The sequence below is a fragment of the Cohnella xylanilytica genome (assembly GCF_014212175.1).
GTDB lineage: Bacteria > Bacillota > Bacilli > Paenibacillales > Paenibacillaceae > Cohnella > Cohnella xylanilytica.
This window is the reverse complement of the sequence record NZ_JACJVR010000045.1, coordinates 1-19,494: the sequence shown is the minus strand read 5'-3', so window position 1 is coordinate 19,494 and position 19,494 is coordinate 1. Positions and strand designations below refer to the sequence as shown.

General features: G+C 61.0%; 14 protein-coding genes and 1 pseudogene. 2 read left to right on the top strand and 13 right to left on the bottom strand.

Going from position 1 to position 19,494, the window contains the following annotated elements; genetic code table 11:
• From H7B90_RS11645 to H7B90_RS11590, 13 genes and pseudogenes are all read right to left on the bottom strand, one after another.
• Positions 1-966, bottom strand: a complete 966-nt coding sequence (locus H7B90_RS11645; protein ID WP_212960539.1) for a carbohydrate ABC transporter permease — start codon at positions 964-966, stop codon at positions 1-3.
• Positions 963-1,883, bottom strand: a complete 921-nt coding sequence (locus H7B90_RS11640; RefSeq protein WP_246578611.1) for an ABC transporter permease subunit — start codon at positions 1,881-1,883, stop codon at positions 963-965. Before H7B90_RS11640 ends, H7B90_RS11645 begins: the two co-directional genes overlap by 4 nt.
• Positions 1,884-2,103: 220 nt before the next feature.
• Complete coding sequence (locus H7B90_RS11635; protein ID WP_185136058.1) at positions 2,104-4,056, bottom strand: YjhG/YagF family D-xylonate dehydratase; 1,953 nt, start codon at positions 4,054-4,056, stop codon at positions 2,104-2,106.
• 51 nt (positions 4,057-4,107) lie between these two features.
• Positions 4,108-5,580 (bottom strand): alpha-ketoglutaric semialdehyde dehydrogenase GucD, encoded by a 1,473-nt coding sequence (gene gucD, locus H7B90_RS11630; protein WP_246578612.1) that lies wholly within the window; start codon positions 5,578-5,580, stop codon positions 4,108-4,110.
• A 19-nt stretch (positions 5,581-5,599) separates the two neighbouring features.
• Positions 5,600-6,499 (bottom strand): fumarylacetoacetate hydrolase family protein, encoded by a 900-nt coding sequence (locus H7B90_RS11625; RefSeq protein ID WP_185136044.1) that lies wholly within the window; start codon positions 6,497-6,499, stop codon positions 5,600-5,602.
• Positions 6,500-6,611: 112 nt separating this feature from the next.
• Positions 6,612-7,367: an IclR family transcriptional regulator gene (locus H7B90_RS11620; protein ID WP_185136043.1), complete on the bottom strand. Its 756-nt coding sequence runs from the start codon at positions 7,365-7,367 to the stop codon at positions 6,612-6,614.
• Between the two features lie 162 nt (positions 7,368-7,529).
• Positions 7,530-8,549, bottom strand: a complete 1,020-nt coding sequence (locus H7B90_RS11615) for an endo-1,4-beta-xylanase (RefSeq protein ID WP_185136042.1) — start codon at positions 8,547-8,549, stop codon at positions 7,530-7,532.
• 24 nt (positions 8,550-8,573) lie between these two features.
• Positions 8,574-9,071 carry a DUF1854 domain-containing protein gene (locus H7B90_RS11610; RefSeq protein ID WP_185136041.1) on the bottom strand — a complete coding sequence of 166 codons (498 nt, stop codon included), beginning with the start codon at positions 9,069-9,071 and terminating at the stop codon, positions 8,574-8,576.
• A complete protein-coding gene (locus tag H7B90_RS11605) occupies positions 9,068-11,308 on the bottom strand; it encodes an ABC transporter ATP-binding protein (protein WP_185136040.1) in 2,241 nt (746 codons plus the stop codon). Before H7B90_RS11605 ends, H7B90_RS11610 begins: the two co-directional genes overlap by 4 nt.
• Before the next feature lie 249 nt (positions 11,309-11,557).
• Complete coding sequence (locus tag H7B90_RS33695) at positions 11,558-12,043, bottom strand: hypothetical protein (RefSeq protein WP_376701727.1); 486 nt, start codon at positions 12,041-12,043, stop codon at positions 11,558-11,560.
• A gap of 261 nt (positions 12,044-12,304) precedes the next feature.
• Positions 12,305-13,341, bottom strand: a pseudogene (locus tag H7B90_RS33690) (beta-L-arabinofuranosidase domain-containing protein); the annotation flags it as partial.
• A 144-nt stretch (positions 13,342-13,485) separates the two neighbouring features.
• Positions 13,486-15,765, bottom strand: coding sequence for a glycoside hydrolase family 95 protein (locus tag H7B90_RS11595; protein ID WP_185136039.1), 2,280 nt, complete (start codon positions 15,763-15,765; stop codon positions 13,486-13,488).
• A gap of 44 nt (positions 15,766-15,809) precedes the next feature.
• Positions 15,810-17,609, bottom strand: a complete 1,800-nt coding sequence (locus H7B90_RS11590; protein ID WP_185136038.1) for a family 43 glycosylhydrolase — start codon at positions 17,607-17,609, stop codon at positions 15,810-15,812.
• A gap of 249 nt (positions 17,610-17,858) precedes the next feature.
• Here H7B90_RS11590 and H7B90_RS11585 point away from each other — a divergent pair, with 249 nt between their 5' ends.
• Positions 17,859-18,761: an AraC family transcriptional regulator gene (locus tag H7B90_RS11585; protein ID WP_185136037.1), complete on the top strand. Its 903-nt coding sequence runs from the start codon at positions 17,859-17,861 to the stop codon at positions 18,759-18,761.
• 158 nt (positions 18,762-18,919) lie between these two features.
• Positions 18,920-19,494 (top strand): AAA family ATPase (locus tag H7B90_RS11580; RefSeq protein WP_185136036.1); only part of this gene is annotated, 575 nt, incomplete at its 3' end.

Below are 19,494 nucleotides of genomic sequence, written 5' to 3'. Positions count from 1 at the left end.
TCAACCTTTCACGGCGCCGATCATAATCCCCTTCACGAAGAACCTCTGGAAGATCGGATAGACGAGCAGAATGGGCGCCACGACGATAATGGTCACCGTCATTCGGATCGACGTCGTCGTCTGCTTGGTCGCCAGGCTGGCCATGGCCGTCGAGCCGGCGTTCTGGAGGTTGACCATCGTCGACAACGAACTGGCCTGGTTAATGTAGTTGTAGAGAATGAACTGCAAGCTGTAGAGCTTGCTGTCCGTCACCAGCAGCAGCGTATCCTGGAAGGAATTCCATTGATCCACGGCGGCGAAGATGGCGACCGTCGCCAAGATCGGCTTGCAGATGGGCAGCATGACCTTGAAGAAGAGAGTCATTATTCCGGCCCCGTCGATGCTGGCCGCCTGCTGCAGCTCCTTCGGCGTCGATTCCACGAACGTCTTGACCAGGATGATGAAGAACGGGGCGACGACCATCGGCAGAACGTAGGCCAGAAAGTTGTTGGTCAGGTGCAGGGATTTCATGGTCAAATACCAAGGGATGATCCCGGCATTGAAGAACATCGTGATGACCGTGAACCGGTACCAGAACTTCCGCCCCCACATATCCTCCTGGGTGAACATGAAGCCCAGGAAGGCCGAAGCCCCTACCGTCAACGTCGTTCCGATGACCGTCCTTCCCAAGGAGACGAGGGCCGCGTTCCCCAGTCCCGGAATCTTGAACACGTCCAGGTAGTTCTGGAAGTGGATGTGCTTCGGAAGGAACACGACTTCGCCTCTGGCGCTGATATCGTTGGCGCTTATCGTGTTGATGATGATCGAGTAGAAGGGGTAGACGCAGACGAGAGCGAACAGGGAGAACAGGGTATAGATCAGAACCGTAATGAATTTGTCCGCGGCGCTGACCTGATAGCTCGTCTTCTTCGCTCGGCTGCGGTGCGCCGGCTCTCTCGGCGCCAGCCCGGCTGCGCTGTCGTTCATACGATGCTCTCCCCTCTTGTCACTTTGGATAGTCCGTTCACCGAGAAGAGAAGCACGACGCTGATCAAGCTCTTCAGCATGCTGATCGCGACGGACACGGAATAGCTGCCGCCTCCCATGGCCAGGTTGTAGACGTACAAGTCCAGAACCTGAATGCTCTCCTTGTTGAAGGCGTTCTGGAAGACGAAGTACTGCTCCAGCCCGTTGTTCAGGAAGCTCGCGATCTGCAGCATCAGCAACACGAAGTACGTCGGCAGCATGCTCGGGAGGACGACGTGCCGGATCACCTGCATTCTCGTCGCGCCGTCGACATGGGCCGCTTCGTAAAGGGAATCGTCGATTCCCATGATCGCCGCGATATACAGGATGGCCGACCAGCCTAACGTCTTCCACGTCGTCCACAGCCACATCGTCAGCCACACGTGCTCCGAGCTCTGGAGGAACAGGATCGGGGAATCGGTCAGGCCCAGCTGCTTGAGCATGCCGTTGACGATTCCTTCGCTGGAGAACATGGAGAAGGCCAGCGAATAGACCAGGACCCAGCTGATGAAGTTCGGAAGGGTGGTGACCGTCTGGATGAACTTCCGGAAGCGGACCGCTTTGATCTCGGTCAGGAAGATGGCGAAGATCATGGGAAGCCAGGAGAAAAGAAGGTTCAGGCCGCTCATTCCGAACGTGTTCTTGATGACCTGCAGCAGCTGGTCGACCTTAACCTGGTTCTCGACCAAGGAGTGGAACCACCTGAACCCGACGAACGGGGATTCCGACAGCGGAATCGGCGGCATGTAGTCGAAGAAGGCATATACCCATCCGTATAGCGGATAGTAGGCGAAGACGCCCAGCATGATCATGAACGGCAGGATGTACAGAAATTTGCGGATGGACATGCTCTTCAAGCTGTAGGATCGCGTTCGCACCGTGTCACTCCTTTCATTGGAAGCGCTTCTCTTTGATTACGCTTTCATTATAGGCAGGCGGGAAACGGCTCAACAACGCGCATCTTTTTACTTGCTTAACCATCGTTTACTCTTTTGTAAGCGCTATATATTCCGGATTAGGAAAAGGCGGCGAAGAGAGAGCCTCCCTTGCGCCGCCTTTTATGTTATTGGATAAGCTCCTGCGCCAATCCGGAAATGATTATCCGGACGCGAGCGCCCGCATGCCCGCTTCCAACGTCTTGACGATTCGGTCCGTGTCGTAGACGCATCCCTTCCACGTTCCGCCGCTGGCGGCCTGAAGCGCGGCCCATAGCCGCGTATCGTCCGGCAGATTCGGATCTGCCGCCAGCCCGGCATGGGGCGGTCTCGCGTTCAGAATGGCCGTGCCGGCCTCCGGCGTATCCGGCTCCTGCCCGCAGCCGACCATATCGATTCGGCCTTCCAGCTTGCGGGTATCGATGCGAATATCGACCCAATCGCCGTCCCGCAGCCTGCCGACAGGCCCGCCCGCCAGCGCCTCGGGCCCGATATGGCCGATGCAGGCCCCCGTCGATACGCCGGAGAACCGGGCATCGGTGAGCAGCGACACCCGCTTGCCGAACGACAGATGCTTCAGCGCCGACGTCAGCTGGTACGTCTCCTCCATCCCGGTTCCGGACGGTCCGCGTCCGATTAGCGCCATGATGTCGCCGGCGGCGATGCCCCCGGTCTTGATCGCGCGGATCGCCTCGCGTTCCGTCGTGAACACCTTCACCCGGCCGACATGCCGGAACACGCCATCGGAGTCGAGAACCGAAGGATCGAGCGCGGTCGATTTGATCACGGAGCCCTCCGGCGCCAGATTGCCGGTCGGGAACGTGACGGTCGGCGTCAGACCGGCAGCGCGGGCGCGATCGGGGCTATAGATGACGCTGTCCGGATCGATCCCTTCCTTCTCGGACAGCCAATTCCTCATGCGGCGGCGCCGCTCGGACGTCTCCCACCAGTCCAATACCGCGCTCAACCGGACCCCGGCCGCCGTGAGAGCGCTCACATCCAAGACGCCGAGTCGGCGCAGATGCAGCATTACCTCCGGCACGCCCCCGGCCAGGAACACGCGCACGGTCGGATGCGGAACGGGCCCGTTCGGCAGCACGCTGACCAGCCGCGGAACGCTGCGGTTTACCGCCGTCCACTCCCCGACGTCCGGAACGCGAAGCTTCGCCGCTTGCGCAATGGCGGGGATGTGCAGAAGCAAATTGGTCGAACCGCCGAAGGCCGCGTGGACGGCCATGGCGTTGCGAATGGAGGCGTCCGTCAGCAGGCTGCCCAACGTCAAGCCTTGCTCCGCCAGCGCCATGGCCGCGCGGGCGGACTGTCGCGCCATCGCCGTCCAGACCGGCTGCCCCGACGGCGCGAGCGCGGCATGCGGCACCGTCAGTCCCATCGCCTCCGCCACGACCTGCGCGGTCCCGGCGGTACCCAGGAACTGGCACCCGCCGCCCGGCGTCGCGCAGGCGCGGCAGCCCAGATCGGCGGCCGCCTCCAGCGACAGTTCCCCGTTCGCGTAGCGGGCGCCTATGGTCTGGATCTTGCCCGCGTCCTCTCCGTTCGTCGGCGGGAGCGTGACCCCGCCCGGCACGATAACGCCCGGCAGATTGTTCATTCCGGCGAGCGCCAGCATCATGGCGGGCAGGCCTTTGTCGCAGGTCGCCACTCCCAGAACGGCTTGGCGCGTCGGCAGCGAACGAATCAATCGCCGCATGACCATCGCCGCGTCGTTGCGGTAAGGCAGCGAGTCGAACATCCCCGTCGTCCCTTGCGACCGGCCGTCGCACGGATCGCTGACATAGCCGGCGAACGGAATGTTGCCGGCCTTCGCGATCTCCTCCGCGGCAGCTCTCATGAGCAGGCCGATCTCCCAATGCCCGGTATGATAGCCAAGCGCCGCCGGCGTCCCGTCTTCGTTGCGAATGCCTCCAAGCGTGCCCAGGATGAGGATCTCCCGCCCCCGCAGCCGATCCGGCCGCCAACCCATCCCTACGTTCTGGGTCCAGCCGAACAGGTCGCCGCTCGGCGAATTCAGCAGAAGCTCCGGCGTAAGGGGCAGCCGGCCCGAAGGGCCGGGAGCGTTCGTCTCCACCTGAAAATACGTCTCGTCGTCCGGTCCCATGAGGTCCCGAATGTCCCGAAGCCCATCGTCCATTGCCTCTCTCCTCCCCTGTCAGGGCTTGACGAACACCGTCTTCACCGCCGTATAAAACTCGATCGCTGCTTGTCCCTGTTCGCGCGAGTGGGAGCTGGATCCCTTCATTCCGCCGAACGGCGCCTGCAGCTCGACCCCCGCCGTCTCGGCATTGATGCGGATAAGCCCCGCCTCCATCTCCTGCGCGAATGCCAGCGCGTTCGCGAGATCGCGCGTATAGAGCGAGGCGCTGAGCCCGAATTCCGTATCGTTCGCAAGCTCGATCGCTTCCTTCAGATCGCCGGCCTCCATCAGCGCCAGCACGGGACCGAAAATCTCTTCCCGCGCGATGGTCATCCCGGTCGTCACCCGGTCGAATACGGCGGGAGTCACGAAGAAGCCGTCCGCAAGCGAGGGATGGCTCGGCCGTTCGCCGCCGACAAGCAGCTCCGCTCCTTCTTCCCGCCCTTTGCGGATATAACCGATCACCGTCTCGTACTGCTTCTCGCTGGCGCAAGGTCCGAGCCAGGTCTCCGCATCCAGACCGTCGCCGACGGTCAGCGTCTTGATTTTGGCCAGCAGCTTCTCCTTGAACGTCTCGTACACCTCGCGAACGACGATAACGCGGCTCGTGGCCGTGCACTTCTGGCCGGTAGATCTCAGGCCGCCGCTGATCGTCGCGTCCACCGCAAGGTCAAGATCGGCGTCGGCGGCGACCACGATCGGATTTTTGCCCCCCATCTCCAACTGATATTTCGCGCCGCGCGCCAGCGCGATCTGGCCGACTCGCTTGCCGACCGCGTTGGATCCCGTGAACGTGACGCCGTGGATGCCGGGATGCTCGGCAATGCCCTGTCCGATCGCTGCGCCGTCGCCGACGACCATGTTCACCGTTCCCGCGGGAAACCCGGCATCATGGAAGCACTCCATGACGAGCGCGGCCGTGACGGCGGTCTCGATCGCCGGCTTCCATACGACGGTGTTCCCGTAGATCAATGCCGGCGCTATCTTCCAGAGCGGGATCGCCACCGGAAAATTCCATGGCGAGATCACGCCGACGACGCCGAGCGGCACGCGAGTCGTATACATAAGCGCTTCCGCGTCCGTTGACGGAATGACGTCGCCGATCGGACGCATGCCTTCGCCCGCATAGTAGCGAAGGATGGCCGCCCCCCGCGCCGTTTCGCCCTTCGCTTCGCCGATCGTTTTCCCCATCTCGCGGGTCATCGCCCGGCCGATCTCGTCCATGCGACTCTCCAGCAGATCCGCCGCCTTGAACAGCAGCGCTCCGCGCTGGGAGCCCGCCAGCTTGCGCCAGGAGCGCCGGGCCGCTTCGGCCGCCGCGACCGCCGCATCGAGGTCGGTCCTGTCGGAATCGGGAACGAGCCCGACCGTCTCGCTTCTGCGGGCCGGATTCAGGCTGGGCACTCGGCGCCCGGACGCCGGCGGACGCCAGCCGCCGATATAGTTGTCGATCGTCGCCGTCCCGTTCATTTGTTCGCGTATTGTCATCGTCTCCGCCTCCTTGATCTCACGCAAGCTTCGCTTCCCATTCGTCCGCATAGACCGCCGTGTTCGCCAGCGTGCCGATTCCTTCAATCTCGATCTCGATTCGGTCCCCGGACTGCAGAGTGAACTGATTCGGCGGGACCAGACACGTGCCGGTCAGAAGGACGGTGCCGTCGAACACCTCGTTGTCCCGTATGAGGAATCGGACCAGCTCATCCAATCGGCGCTTCAGCTGATTGGTGTTCGCCGTCTCGTCGACGACCTTCTCCCCGCCCCTGTAGATGCGGCAAGCAATGCCAAGCGCATAGGGGTCCGCCACGGTCTCCGCCAACCGCACGTACGGCCCGATGGAGCATGATCGTCTCCAAATTTTGGCCTGCGGCAAGTACAACGGGTTCTGCCCCTCGATATCGCGGCAGCTCATGTCGTTGCCGACCGTGTAGCCGACAATCGCGCCCGTTCGATCCAGCACAAGCCCCAGCTCCGCTTCCGGCACCTGCCAGGAGGAGTCCCTTCGCAGGCAGACGAGCTCGCCGGGTCCGACCGTTCGGGCCGCGGTCGACTTGAGGAACAGCTCCGGCCGTTCGGCATCGTACACTTTATCGTAGAAAGTCTCCTTGTCCTCTCTGCCTTCCGTGGCTTCGAAATTGCGGGCCTCCCGGCTGCGCTGGTAAGTGACGCCGGCCGCCCATACCTCCGGCGCATCCAGAGGCGTGGCCAGGTCAAGCGATTGCGCCGGAACGTCGATGCGCAGGTCTTCCCGCAGCCGCGACCGGACGAAATCCGCGGTCGTATCGCCCGCTTCTCTAGCTTGCCGCACCAGCGTCATCAGATCGGGAGCCTCCAACCGATAAGCCCTTCCATCGTCCGCAAGCGCGGCCAGATTCAAGTTCGTTCCTTCCCGATAACGGAAAATAAACATGAGCTCCCTCCAATTTGTTTTATAATATAAAACTGAGTTCTCATTTTATAAGACGGAAAGGCCAGGCACGCCGACTTCCGCGCCCATTGCTCTTCCCTTCCCTTCCCTGCCCTTACCCGCGATAACCAAGCCCCGAAGAGATTCGTTCCGCCGTCGCGCTTAACCGACGGGCGAACGAAGCCAGTTCCTCGTCTCCGACGGTGGCCGCCATCGTCGAAATGCTGATAGCCGCAGCCAGATGTCCGGCATGATCGTACACCGGCGCCGCCGCGCAGCGTACGCCCGGCTCATTCTCTTCCCGGTCGTAAGCGACGCCTGTCTCCCGCACGATTCGAAGCTCTTCGCGAAACGCGGGTCCGCTTCCAATCGTATGGGGCGTGTGCTTGGAATATTCATAATCCTCCAGCACGCGCTCCAGCTCCGCCTCAGGCATGAAGGCGGCCAGTATCTTGCCGACCGCGCTGCTGTGCAGAGGAACTCGGCGCCCGATCCGGGAATAGCGAATCGCGGCTCTGGTTCCCTCGACTTTGTCGATATAGACGCCTTGCGCTCCGTCTCGAATGACCAGATGCACGCTCTGTCCCGTCTCGGCGGACAGCTCCCGCAGAGGCCCGTTCGCAATCTCGCGAATATCGAAGCCTTGCAGCAGCAGCTGTCCCTTCTCCAGCAGACGCATTCCGAGCCGGTACTGGCCATGCTCGTCTTGCTCGATATAGCGATGCAGCTGCAACGTCTTGAGCAATGAATGCACCGTGCTCTTGTGCAAGCCTAATCGAGCGCTGATCTCGGTGATCTTCAACTCGCGATGATTCTCGTCGAACAAGTCCAGAATGTTGAGCGCTCGATCGAGGGACTGAATAATCGGCATAAATCGCTGAACCCGCTCCTCGGTTTTATATTATAAAACATAGTTCTATAATATAACATTCTACCAAATCATCGATCCGAGGTCCAGTATCCGGCGCGGCAGCCCATGTCGATGTCGTGCCGGAAACCGTCGAAGTCCGCGAACCCGCCGTAAGTCGTTCCGTCACGAACGCGCGGCCTCGACGACTTCGCGGAACGACGGCTTGGGCCGGTGGCCGGCATCGAAGAGGAACGGCCAGTTTTTGCGCCCGCGAACGGGGAAGTTATCCAGCCACGTATAGTCGTCTGCAGCCCCCCAGAAGGTGACGGATTCGATATGCTCGCCGTATTCCTTGAACAGCCGGAAGATCCGTCCGTATCGCTCCGCTTGTCTCTCCAGCATGCCGGCCTCCGGCTCCTTCAGATCGGTGCGGCGATCCTCGTGCAGGAAGACGGATACGTCGAGTTCCGTGACGTGCAGCTTGACCCCGAGACTCGCGTATCGTTCGATCGCTTGGCGAATGTCGTCCAGGGAAGGATGAACCAGGTTCCAATGCGCTTGAAGCCCTACGCCGTGAATCGGAACCTCCCTCTCCTTAAGCGACCGGACCAGCTCGCAGATCTTCTCTCTCTTCTCGGGAACCGACTCGTTATAGTCGTTGTAGAACAAGAGCGCTTGCGGATCGGCCGCATGCGCGTATTCGAACGCCTTGGCGATGAAGTCCTCGCCGGCGATGTCCAGCCACTTGGACGGACGCAGCAGCTCCCCGCCGTCGTCGGAGACCGCCTCGTTCACGACATCCCACGCATAGATCAACCCTTTGTAGCGGGAGACGACCGTCTCGATGTGGGACTTCATCCGAGCCAGCAGCGTCTCCCGATCCGCCGCGCCGCCGGACGGGTTCTGGAACACCCAGGGCGGCGTCTGGTTGTGCCAGACGAGCGTGTGGCCCCGGACGGCCATCCCGTGCGCCGCCGCGAAGTCGACGATCCGGTCGGCCTCCTCGAACGCGTAGCGCTCCTCTTCCGGATGCAGGCTGGCGAATTTCATTTCATTTTCGGCCGTTACGCTGTTGAAGTGCCGCGCGAGCAGCTCCCGCTGCGCGGTCAGGGTCGACGGATTGACCGCCGCGCCGATTCGGAAATACGGTTCGAATACTTCGCGCAGCTTCGGAATGTCTTCCAGCGCCTGTCGTTGCGTCATAATAATTCGCCTCCCAATCTTCGACTAAATGACTTCCTCGAGCTGGCGGCGGCTGTGGGCGTCCAGCTCCCGCCAATCCGGAATCTCGCAGCGCTTGCCGCTCAGGTCGACGAGAACGATCCGGCTTCCGCCGGGAGCCTGCACATGATCGTGCAGATTGCGCATCGCGAGGCTCGTCGGCCCGAGATGCGTCTGCAGCTCCCACACCCATAGTCCCGACTTGAACTTCACGCTGTCGACCCTCGTTACCTTCGGCAGGAAGTACCGCAGCTCCAGCTCTCTCGCCAGCTCGGCGGCGCTCTCCTCGTTAAGCTCGGCGATGTCGCGGACGATTCCCAGCTCCTCGTCCTTGGCGTCGCGGATCGAGATGTACTCCGTCGCGAAGCGGAACGGGAACGCGCGGTACGCGACCAGCTCCTCGTAGGGCCGTCCGTCCACGACGCCCTGAAGCACGCCGCCCTTCCCCCGGCTGACGTAGAGGTCGTCGGGTCCCAGCATTCGGATATCGTAACGATCCGTCATCCGCCCTCGACCCCCTTGATCTTGGACAGCTCGGTCTGGGCGTCGACCAGCTTGCGGTAGACGCCGTCCTCCTTCGCCAGCAGCTCCTCGTGCGTTCCGACCTCGACGATCCGCCCCCGATCGAGCACGACGAGCCGGTCGGCATTGCGCAGAGTGGACAGCCGGTGGGCGATGGCGAACGTCGTCCGCCCCTGGACGAGCCGCGAGATCGCCTCTTGGATCTGCCGCTCCGTCTCCGTGTCCACGGAGGCGGTCGCCTCGTCGAGAATAAGGATGCGCGGATCGTGAATGATCGCCCTCGCGATCGCGACCCGCTGCTTCTCGCCGCCGGACAGCTTGTGCCCGCGCTCCCCGACCTTCGTGTCGTAGCCGTCCGGAAGCCGGACGATGAAGTCGTGCGCGTTGGCGATCTTGGCCGCGCGCATGATCTCCTCCGGCGTCGCGTCCGGCTTGGAGTAAGCGATATTCTCCGCGATCGTCCCGTCGAACAGGAACGTCTCCTGCAGCACGACGCCGATCTGACGCCTCAGATCGGATTGCCCGATGCCGCGGATGGGGACGCCGTCGATAAGAATGTCGCCCTCGTCCGTATCATAGAATCGGCACAGCAGATTGATGAACGTCGACTTGCCCGCCCCCGAATGGCCGACCAGGCCGATCATCTCGCCAGCTCGGACCCGAAGATCGACCCCCTTGATCACGGGATGATGCTTCTCGTAGCCGTACGTGACGCCGCGGAATTCCACATCGCCCTTCAGGCTTCCGATCGGCGCCGGATCCCGGGCGTCGGGAACCTCGGAGGGCGTATCGAGAATCTCGAACACCCGATGGGCGGAGACGATCGCGCTGCTCACCCAATTGATCATCTGGCTGACCGACTGCAGCGGCCGGAACAGCATGCCGAGATAGGCGATCATCGCCAGGACGACGCCCAGCTCCAGTTCGCCGCGAAGCACCTTGAATCCGCCGGCGTACCAGATGAGCAGCGTGCCGAGACCCGCGATAAAGCCGAACGCCGGAAAAATAATTTGCCACAATCTCTCCGTGCGAAGATTGACGCGGACGACGTCGGCATTGACTCCATCGTACCGGGATACCTCCTCCGGCTCGCGGCCGAACGCCTTCACGACGCGAATGCCCTGCAGCGATTCGCCGACCAGCGTGTTCAGACGGTAGATCGAGCGCCATTGCTGGTACATGCGGCGGCTGATCTTCGGCCAGAGCGTCATCGAGACGGCCACGATGACCGGAACGGGCAGAAGCGCAAGAAGGCTGAGCTGCCAGTCCAGGGCGCACATGACGATGAAGATGAAGACGACCCGCAGCGATTCGCCGAGAACGTAGACGACGCCGTCCGTCATGAACTGGCGCATCGATTCCGCGTCGCTGTTGACCCGCCCGATAAATTGCGAAGTCTGCCGGCGGTCGAAGTAGGCGAGCGACAGCTTCATCAGCGCCCCGAAGACGTCCCGGCGAATGTCGCCCATGACCTTCGTGCCGACCCACATGCCGATATAGCCGCGAACCGTCGACATGAAGGTCATGAGCAGGGTCGTCGCGCCAAGGCCGAGCAAGATCGCAAGCAGAACGGACCCCTTGCCGCCTTCCGCCGCCAGCACGTCGTCGATGATCAGCTTCGTCAGATAAGGGGGAACCAGTTCGATCAGCGTCGTCAGGACAAGCAAACCGGCGGCGGCGATCAACGGCAGCCTGTAGGGCAACGCGTACTTCAGCATGCGCGAGACCGCCTTGCCTTTGTTCAAGCAGAACGGGCACACCCTCGAGCCTTCCGCGAGAGGATGCCCGCACGTCGCACAGCGCGGAGGGACGTCGCGCTCCGACAGAACCGGCCGCTCCTCGCCCTTCGCCAGGGCGGCGAGCAGCTTCGCCGCGAAGCCGAAGATCGGCGTCTGCTCCGCCGTGTACCGGACGAGAACGACCGGTCCCTCATTCGCGTCGGCGACCAGCATGCCTCCGCCTATTCCGGCCGCCGCCCTCGCGTCCTTGATCTCCGTCACGCTCAAGCCGCGAGCCTGCGTCCCGTCTTCCTGCCATACCCGGACTTCGCGATCCGTGACGGCCATCCACTGCCCGCCGAATCTTCCGTCGCTCCCCAGGTCCGTCTTGGCGCAGAACAGCAATTCTCCGCGTATTCGCTCCCGAAGAGGATTCGGAAGCGCGTTCGGCATCGCGGGCGTCGCCTTCCTTGGGACGTATTGCGGCTTAACTTCGCCCATCTTGTTCCTCCACAGCAGCCCGATTTTGAACGAAACAAGCCCAGTTTAGCGTTTGGAGGCGAAGGCAACAACCCGTCGATCGCTTGGTTTCTCACCCGTTCGCTTGCAGGTTCCCGGACCGGTTCGCGGCTCGCCGTTCGACCGGCCGTTCCGCAACGACGGACGCCATCTCTATGGCATCTACGGCACTTGCTTTATCGGTCTTGCTTTATCGGACTTGCTTTATCGAACTTGCTTTATCGGACTGCCCTATCGGGCTTGCTTCACCTTAAAATAAATCTGGTACGGTTCGTACCCGATATCCCGGAGTCGCCTAAACGAGATCGCCGGGTCCTGATTGGCGGTCTTGAAGAAATATCGCCAGCTTCCCCACTCGCGTTCATTCTCCATCTCCAATTCGGACGCTGCGGCGTCCAAGTCCGCATACAGGATTCTCTCGGATTCGCAGATCCCCGCCAGAACCTCCGGACCGAACCGGAACGCCCCCATGCTCTCGTCGTCCGGCAGCGGAACGAAGCGGATTCCGATCGGCAGCAGCAGGCTGACGGTATCCCCGTCCTGCCAGACTCGCCGAACGGCATAGAAGCGGCCGCCGTCCTCCGACTTCCCTTGAAGGCTGCCGTTGACGTAGATCGTCGCTTCCGACATGATCCATTCCGGTATCCGGAGATAGATCGTAAATTCCGCCGGCTCCGAGAGGCTCACGTTGAGATCGTACTTCCGGTACGAGGGCATATTCTCGTGAATAGCGGTCATTGGATTTATTCCCTGCACGCCCGCTGTAATAGAGGAGTTCATCCCGCTTCCGCTCATGCGATCCTGGGATTGAACGATGGTGACGGGCGTTCCCCCGATATTCGCCTTTACTTCCGAGTCGAAATATTGGCAGACGTAAATGCCGTCCCGATCCTGATAATAGAGGCCGCGATTCCAGGCGGCGTTCGCCTGGACCATCGTTCCGTGACAGCAGAAGAAGCTGTCCGTCTCCGAGCTCCAATCCTTGCGCAGACCGGCCTTCATCGGAAGGAAGTACGTGAGCAATCCGCTGGAAGGATAATCGTGCTTATGGCCGGTCAACGAATATTCTTGGTAATACGCCTGCGACATGATGCCGTTGTACAGGTTGTACTCGATGTATTGCGCATAGGCGGGGTCCGCGAATGCCGGAACAGGAACTCGGCCAGACGGATCATGTTGTAGACCGTGCAGTGCTCCTGGTTTTTGTCCCCGAGGCGGGCCTTCATCTTGTTCTTGGGCATCCACACCTCGCCGGCCGTCTGTCCGCCCGTCGCCAGATACCCTCTCTCCGTCACCGCGCACTTCCAATAGGCCTTCACGATATCCATCCATCGTTGTTCGCCCGTCACCTCGTAGGCTCTGGCGCAGCCCAGCACTTCCGGGATCGTCGTGTTCGCGTGCATATTCGTCAGCGGGTCCTTGCCTTCGAGCAAGGGCTGGAACAGCCGGCTGCGATAATACCGCTCAAGCAGCGACTTGTACTTGGCGTTGCCCGTAATGCGCAGAAGATCCGCCCAGACCTCCAGCATGCCGCCGGTCTCGACGTCCAGAATATCGTCGAATTGCTCCCTCGAGAATCGGCCGCTCCAATCGACGAACCAATCCGCGAACGAATCCGCGATGCTTAGCGCCTTCTCGTTCCCGGCATAGAGATAAGCGTCGACAAGACCCATGAGCAGCTTGTGCAGGTTGTATTGCGGCGCCCAGATGCTCTTCCCGTTCGCGATCCAGTGCAGGTACTTCTCCGGAATGGGCCCCGCCCATCGACCTCCGTTATCCTTCTGGCACTCCGCCAATTCGTCGATGATGAGCTCCATCTTCACCCTTAGCTCCGGATCCCCCGTCTCTTCGACATGCATGGCGGCCGCCGACAGCCAATGGCCGAGGAAATGTCCCCGCAGCTGACAAACCGGCGATTCCCAGCCTCCGTGCGCGTCGTCCGGAATGCCCCGGCCCGAGAACCGTCCGGCCTCCAGCCGGTAATTGAAGAGAAGATTCTCGTTCTTCAGCTTCATCAAGTACGCACGGTTCGCCGCTTCCCTTCGTTTGATCTCTCCATCCCGGATAAGGACGTTCGTTCCCTTCAACGGTTCCAAGGCGGTCTCCTCCTCATTGAATCTTCTTCTGGATAACGCTTCTCTCGAACGGCAAGCCGGCCATCACGAATGGGCCGCGCTCGCCCCCTCGAACGGCGCCGTCAGCGTATAGCTCCGCCCGGCTTCCACGGGCAGCTCGACGATGTCCGCCCCCAGGCCGCGAATGCGGCACACGCCCGAACGGGAAGCGGCGACGACGACCCGCCCGAGCCGCCCTTGCGACCATTCCATATCCACCGTGTAGCCGCCCCGCGCCCGCAGGCCGCGTACGCGCCCGTCGCCCCAGGCGGCCGGCCAGGCGGGAAGAAGATGGAGCACGCCCGAGTGGCTCTGCAGCAGCATCTCGGCGATGCCCGCCGTCCCGCCGAAGTTCCCGTCGATCTGGAACGGCGGATGGTTGTCGAATAGATTCGGCAGCGTGGAATGGCCGAGCAGCGCCAGCACGTTCTCGCGAGCCTTGTCCGCGTCCCGGAGGCGCGCCCAGAAGTTGATAATCCACGCCCGGCTCCAGCCGGTATGCCCGCCCCCATGAGCAAGCCGTCTCTCCAGCGCGACGCGCGCGGCGGCCGCCAGCTCCGGCGTCTCGTCCGGCGTGAACTGCTCCCCGGGGTACAACCCGAACAGATGGGAGATATGGCGGTGCCCCGGCTCGGCCTCCTCGTAGTCCTCCATCCACTCCTGAAGCTGGCCGTGCCGGCCGATCGCGGGCTGCGGGAGCCGGCTCAGAGCGGCCTCCAGCTCCAGGCCGAACGGTTCGTCGATCCCGAGAATGCGGATGCTCCGGATGCAGGCGTCGAACAAGGCGCGAATGATTTGAAAATCCATCGAAGCTCCGGCGCACAGCACGCCGGATTCGCCTCCCGGGAGCACATAGGTGTTCTCCGGGGATACCGAAGGACACGTGATCAGCCGCCTGTCTTCCCCTTCGATCAGGTAGTCCAGCAGGAATCGGGCCGCTTCCTTCATCGTCGGATACGCCTCCGCCAGGAACGCCTCGTCCCGGCCGAATGCGTAATGCTCCCAGAGATGCAGGCACAGCCACGCCGCGCCCATCGGCCAGAAGGTCGCGGGAGGATACGCGTCCTGCGGGGCCGTGTCGGCCCACAAGTCCGTATTGTGATGCGCGGTGAACCCGCGGCACCCGTACATGACCGCCGCCGTCTCTCTTCCCGGCGCCCGCATTCTCTCGATCAGATCGAACAGGGGAAGATGGCACTCCGCCAAGTTGCAGTTTTCCGCCAGCCAATAATTCATCTGGGTATTGATATTGATCGTAAACTTGCTGTCCCATGGCGGCAGAAAGTGAGGGTTCCAGATTCCTTGCAAATTCGCCGGCAGGGAGCCGGGGCGGCTCGAGGCGATAAGAAGATAACGCCCGAATTGGAAGTACAGCGCGACCAGTCCCGGATCGTCCTGTCCGCGTTCGATTCCGGCCAGCCTCTCGTCGGTCGTCAGCTCGCTCTTGTCGCCGTCCGGCTCCTCGATGTTCAGCTGCACGCGGTCGAAGAAGGAACGGTAATCCGCGACGTGCCGCTCCCGAAGCCTCTCGTACGATAGCCGAGCCGCGGCTTCGATCTCTTCCTTGCAGGCTTGCTCCGGGTCCGGCGAACGGAACGTCGTGCCGGCCGCGATAAGCAGGATCGCCTCGTCCGCTTGCTCGACCAGCAGATATTCTCCGATCGTGCGGCAGTTGCCCCCTCTTGTAACCGCCTTCAACGCCGCGCGGAAGCTCACCCCGCCCTCGCCGCCGGCGTCGCCCGCCATAATCAGCCCGTCCGTCCCCCACGGCTCGATTCCGTCCAGGTAACGCCACCGCTGGCGATCCCATCGCGCCCGGAAGGTCAGGCTCCCCGGCTTGTCTGCTTGAAGCCGGACCGCGATGACCTGGTCCGGGCAACTGGCGAACGCTTCGCGGGAATATCGAATCCCGTCTTGAACGTAGGACACCGCCGTCAATCCGCGGCTGAGGTCGAGCTCCCGTTCGTACTCCTCCGCGGAACCGCCGGATGACGCGAATTGAAGCTCCAGATCTCCCAGGGGCAAATAATGCCGCTGCGATTCGGGGATCCCCGTCAGCGCCATGCTCGCCAGGTCCTGGGCTTCCCGCAGCTTGCCGGCCAGAATGAGTTCCCTGATCTTCGGCAGGTTCGGAAGGGCGTCCCGATTGTTGCGATCCCTCGGCCCTCCGTACCAGAGCGAATCCTCGTTCAATTGGAGCCGTTCGCGGTCCGCGCCTCCGAATACCATAGCGCCCAATCGCCCGTTGCCGATCGGCAGCGCTTCGTTCCAGTCTTGAGCCGGTTGTCTATACCAGAGCCTCTCGCGGCTTGCGATCTCGCCCATATCCGAACCGCCTTCCATTGAATTTGTCTACAGCCTATAGCCCGCTATCGATTCACGACGACGACCGTGGATACCTCGGCCAGCTCCGGCTTCAAGTCCTTCTCTTCCGTGAGATCGAGAACCGGATAGCCGTCGATGTCGAAGTGAACGCGCCTTAAGCCGGCGCATCTGGGGCCGTCGATTCCGTTCCTCGCATGATAGACGTTCCAGATGAAGCCGTCTTCGTCCGTTACGTAGGAATTGTGGCCCGGCCCGTATTCGCCCGGCACGCTTCTGGACGTCAGCAGCGGATAATTGCCCTTGGTCCAGCTGGCCGGATCCAGCAGGTCCGCCTCCGGATCCGCGCTCAGAATGCCTACGCAATACGTCGCGTCGACCAAGGCGCCGGCGAACGTCATGAAGATCTTCTTGTCCGTGATCAAGGCGTAAGGCCCTTCTTCGACGAACGTGCGGTTGTTCGCCCAACCGTAATCCGGCTTCGACAGAAGCACGGGATCCGTCGTCAGCCTCCACGGCTCCTTAGGATCGATCTCGGCGATATAGATCCAGGAGCCGAGGTCGCTCGGGACGAACTCCCGCTGAGCCCAAGCCGCGTAGACGCGACCCTTCCATTGAATAATCGTCATGTCGAGCGTAATGCCCGCCTCGAAGAGGGGACTTCCGTCTCTGCGGACAACTCGGACGGGCTCCTCCCAATCGGTGGCGACGACGGGATTGCCGTTCTTCTTCAGCTTGGCGACGTGGGACTGGATATTGACGAATTCCCCCGTGCTTCCGGCATGGAACAGGTACAGATCCTCTCCGATAGCATGGAATTCGGGCGCCCACAGGAAGCTCTTCAGATGGCCGTACGTCTCCGTGTCCAGAATCCGGACTTCCTCCGCCGTCGCCAAGCCCGAGATCGTATCCGCCTCCCGGATAGAGAGGCTGCGGTTCCCGTCCGCATCGTTGGTGGCGATAAAATAGAACTTGCCCTTCCACTTGGCGATGCAGGGATCGGCCCGGTCGACGGCCATCGGGAAGGAAGAACGAGGCTGACGGATTTTGCCCGTTATTCGATAGCTCCCCGCGCGGCTCCAATCGATCCCCGTCGTATCCCAATCCACCGGCTTCTCCGCGGTCGTGCCGTCGCTATAGAAGGACGTCGCCGGGACGGCTCTCAGCTGCTCGTCCGTCGCGGCCTCAACGCGTTCCGGCGCTTCGTTGCGGATGTTCGTCGGAGCCGTCAGCTTCCTCTCAAGCCGATCCGCCACATCCCGCGGGACCGGGAGGGAATTGCGAGGCGCGATGCCTTCGATGTCGGCGGACACGCCTTCCACCGTGAAAGCCTCCGCCTCTTCCGGTTCCGACGCGCCGCTCAGGTCCATGAGATCCTCTATCGAATTCCGATAGAATCTCCCGTTGCCGTCGCTCCAGCGTACGACATATCGATCGTTCGCCCGGTCGAACTCGCACGCCGCGTCGCGGACATAAGTATCGCCCTTCAGGTCGAGAAGCCCGATCTCCCGATAACTCAGCAGATCCGCCGACTTGAACAGCAGGACGGAGCCTTTGCTCTCGATATCGTCCTCTCCCCCCGCTTCCGTACATACAGCGATCACGCCGAAGGTCCCGTCGGCCAGATCGAACAGATAAGGATTCTTCAAGCTCTTGGGCCGAAGAGACCCGTTCGGCGCTTCCGTAGCCAAGGCGAACAAGACGCCGGAATTGCGATTCAGCTCCCGATAACGATAGCCGTCGTCGCTGCAGGCAAGATGCATGCTATAAGCCAGCTTCGGAGGATACGCCTGCTCCTCGTTCGGTTCCCTCGTATAGCACAAGATGTACTTCTTTTCTCCGGACATAGGGACTCCTCTCCTTCGAAGTTCGAATGCTGATCACACGGCAAGTATAGAAGACCGATGCCGGATCAACAATGATCGATCATTTCAATTACTTGATCTATCCTGCATTCGAAGAGAGGCCGGATTCCTCCCGCAGGTCTCGTTCGGCTATAATTATATCGACCTGCAGCGACGCCCCGGTATCCGCCCGACGCGACATCCGGACGGCCAAGATGTCGCATTCTCGCAGGCGGCAAGGAGCGAACGGCCATGCCGAAGGATCTCTTCCCGATCGAGCTAGGCAATCTGGACGTGAAGCTGTCGCTCGGCGGACTCGCGCTGAACGTCCACTACGTCAAGTCCGGCACCTTCCATCTCCCGATGCCCGAGCACAGCCATAGCGCCCGCAGCTACGAGCTGCATTACGTCCCGAGCGGCCGGGGCACGCTGATCGCGCAAGGAGAGCGGTACCCGCTCGGACCCGGCTCCCTGTATATGACGGGCCCCCTCGTCGCGCATGAACAATTGCCCGATCCGCTCGATCCGATGTCGGAGTATTGCGTCTTCTGCGAGGTCCTCCGTCCGGACGCTCCCCGCGGCGCGCCCGAACCCGCGGCCGATTCGGACGACGCCGAATTGGTCCGGAGGCTCCTGTCGACTCCGTTCTGGATCGGGCAGGACCGCGCCGGGCTGCTCGAACTGTTCCGGCTGATCTCGAAGGAGGCGGAAGCGCGCGAGCTCGGCTACCCGGGCAACGTCGCCCGACTGCTGGAGATGGTCCTCGTTCGGACGCTCCGCCAATACGAGGACGCCGAGCCGTCTTCCCGACCGCTGCCGACCCGAACGCTCGACGACAGCCGGCTGCTCGCCATCGAGAACGCGTTCCTGTTCCGCTTCCGCGATGTCACCTTGACGAGCTTGGCCGACGAACTCGGCCTGAGCCCGAGACAGACCGAACGAGCCGTGCGCAAGCAGTACGGCCTGTCGTTCAACGCCAAGAAGACGGAAGCGCGCATGAGCGCCGCCGCCCGTCTCTTGTCGTCGACCGACCTTCCCGTAGCCGCCGTATCGGAACGGCTGGGCTTCGCCACGCCGGAGAGCTTCGCCGGCGCCTTCAAGAGATATTACCGATCGACGCCGACGGAGTACCGAACCCGGCATCGTCCCGAATAGGGAAGGGCTGCGACGGGCAGCGCAGGGAGGATCGTTTAAGATCAATCGCGGTGAACCGTACCACAAGTAACGGCAAGTTTTTGAAATAAACTACAATAGTATGAAAAAAGGAGGTATAATATTACAAATTACGCATAGTTTCATGGGGCGATGGTTGCATGGAGATTATTAGTCAAATTGAAATAAGGTACTTTAGATCGATCTATTATCTAAAAATCACAAAGAATAATTCACTAAATATATTTTCTGGTGGTAATGACGCAGGCAAGTCTAATATTCTAAAAGCCTTAAACCTATTCTTTAATTCACAAACTGATTTTAGAACCGAAGTTAACTTCTACAACGATTTTAACTTTAGCAGGCTAAAGGAAGTTAGACAGGAATCTATTAAGGGGAAACAGTTTATTCAAATACGAATAACCTTTAAACGAGGGGATAGATCTCCAAATACACTTCCTGAATATTTTACTGTCACCAGAACATGGCATAGAGGTTCGGTAACTCCAACACAATCGGATGATTTGGAAAAACGATTAAAGGGAACGACAATCTCTTTAACAAAAGCTAGAGCTTCATTAAGTAGATTTTTGGATTCATTAAAGTATGAGTATATTCCTGCAATAAAAGATAATCAACTATTTAACTATATAATGATAGATCTTCAGGAAGCCTTGTTCAACTATGGGAATGCAAAGGGAAACCTTATAGGTAATAACTCAACTTTCGCAGCATG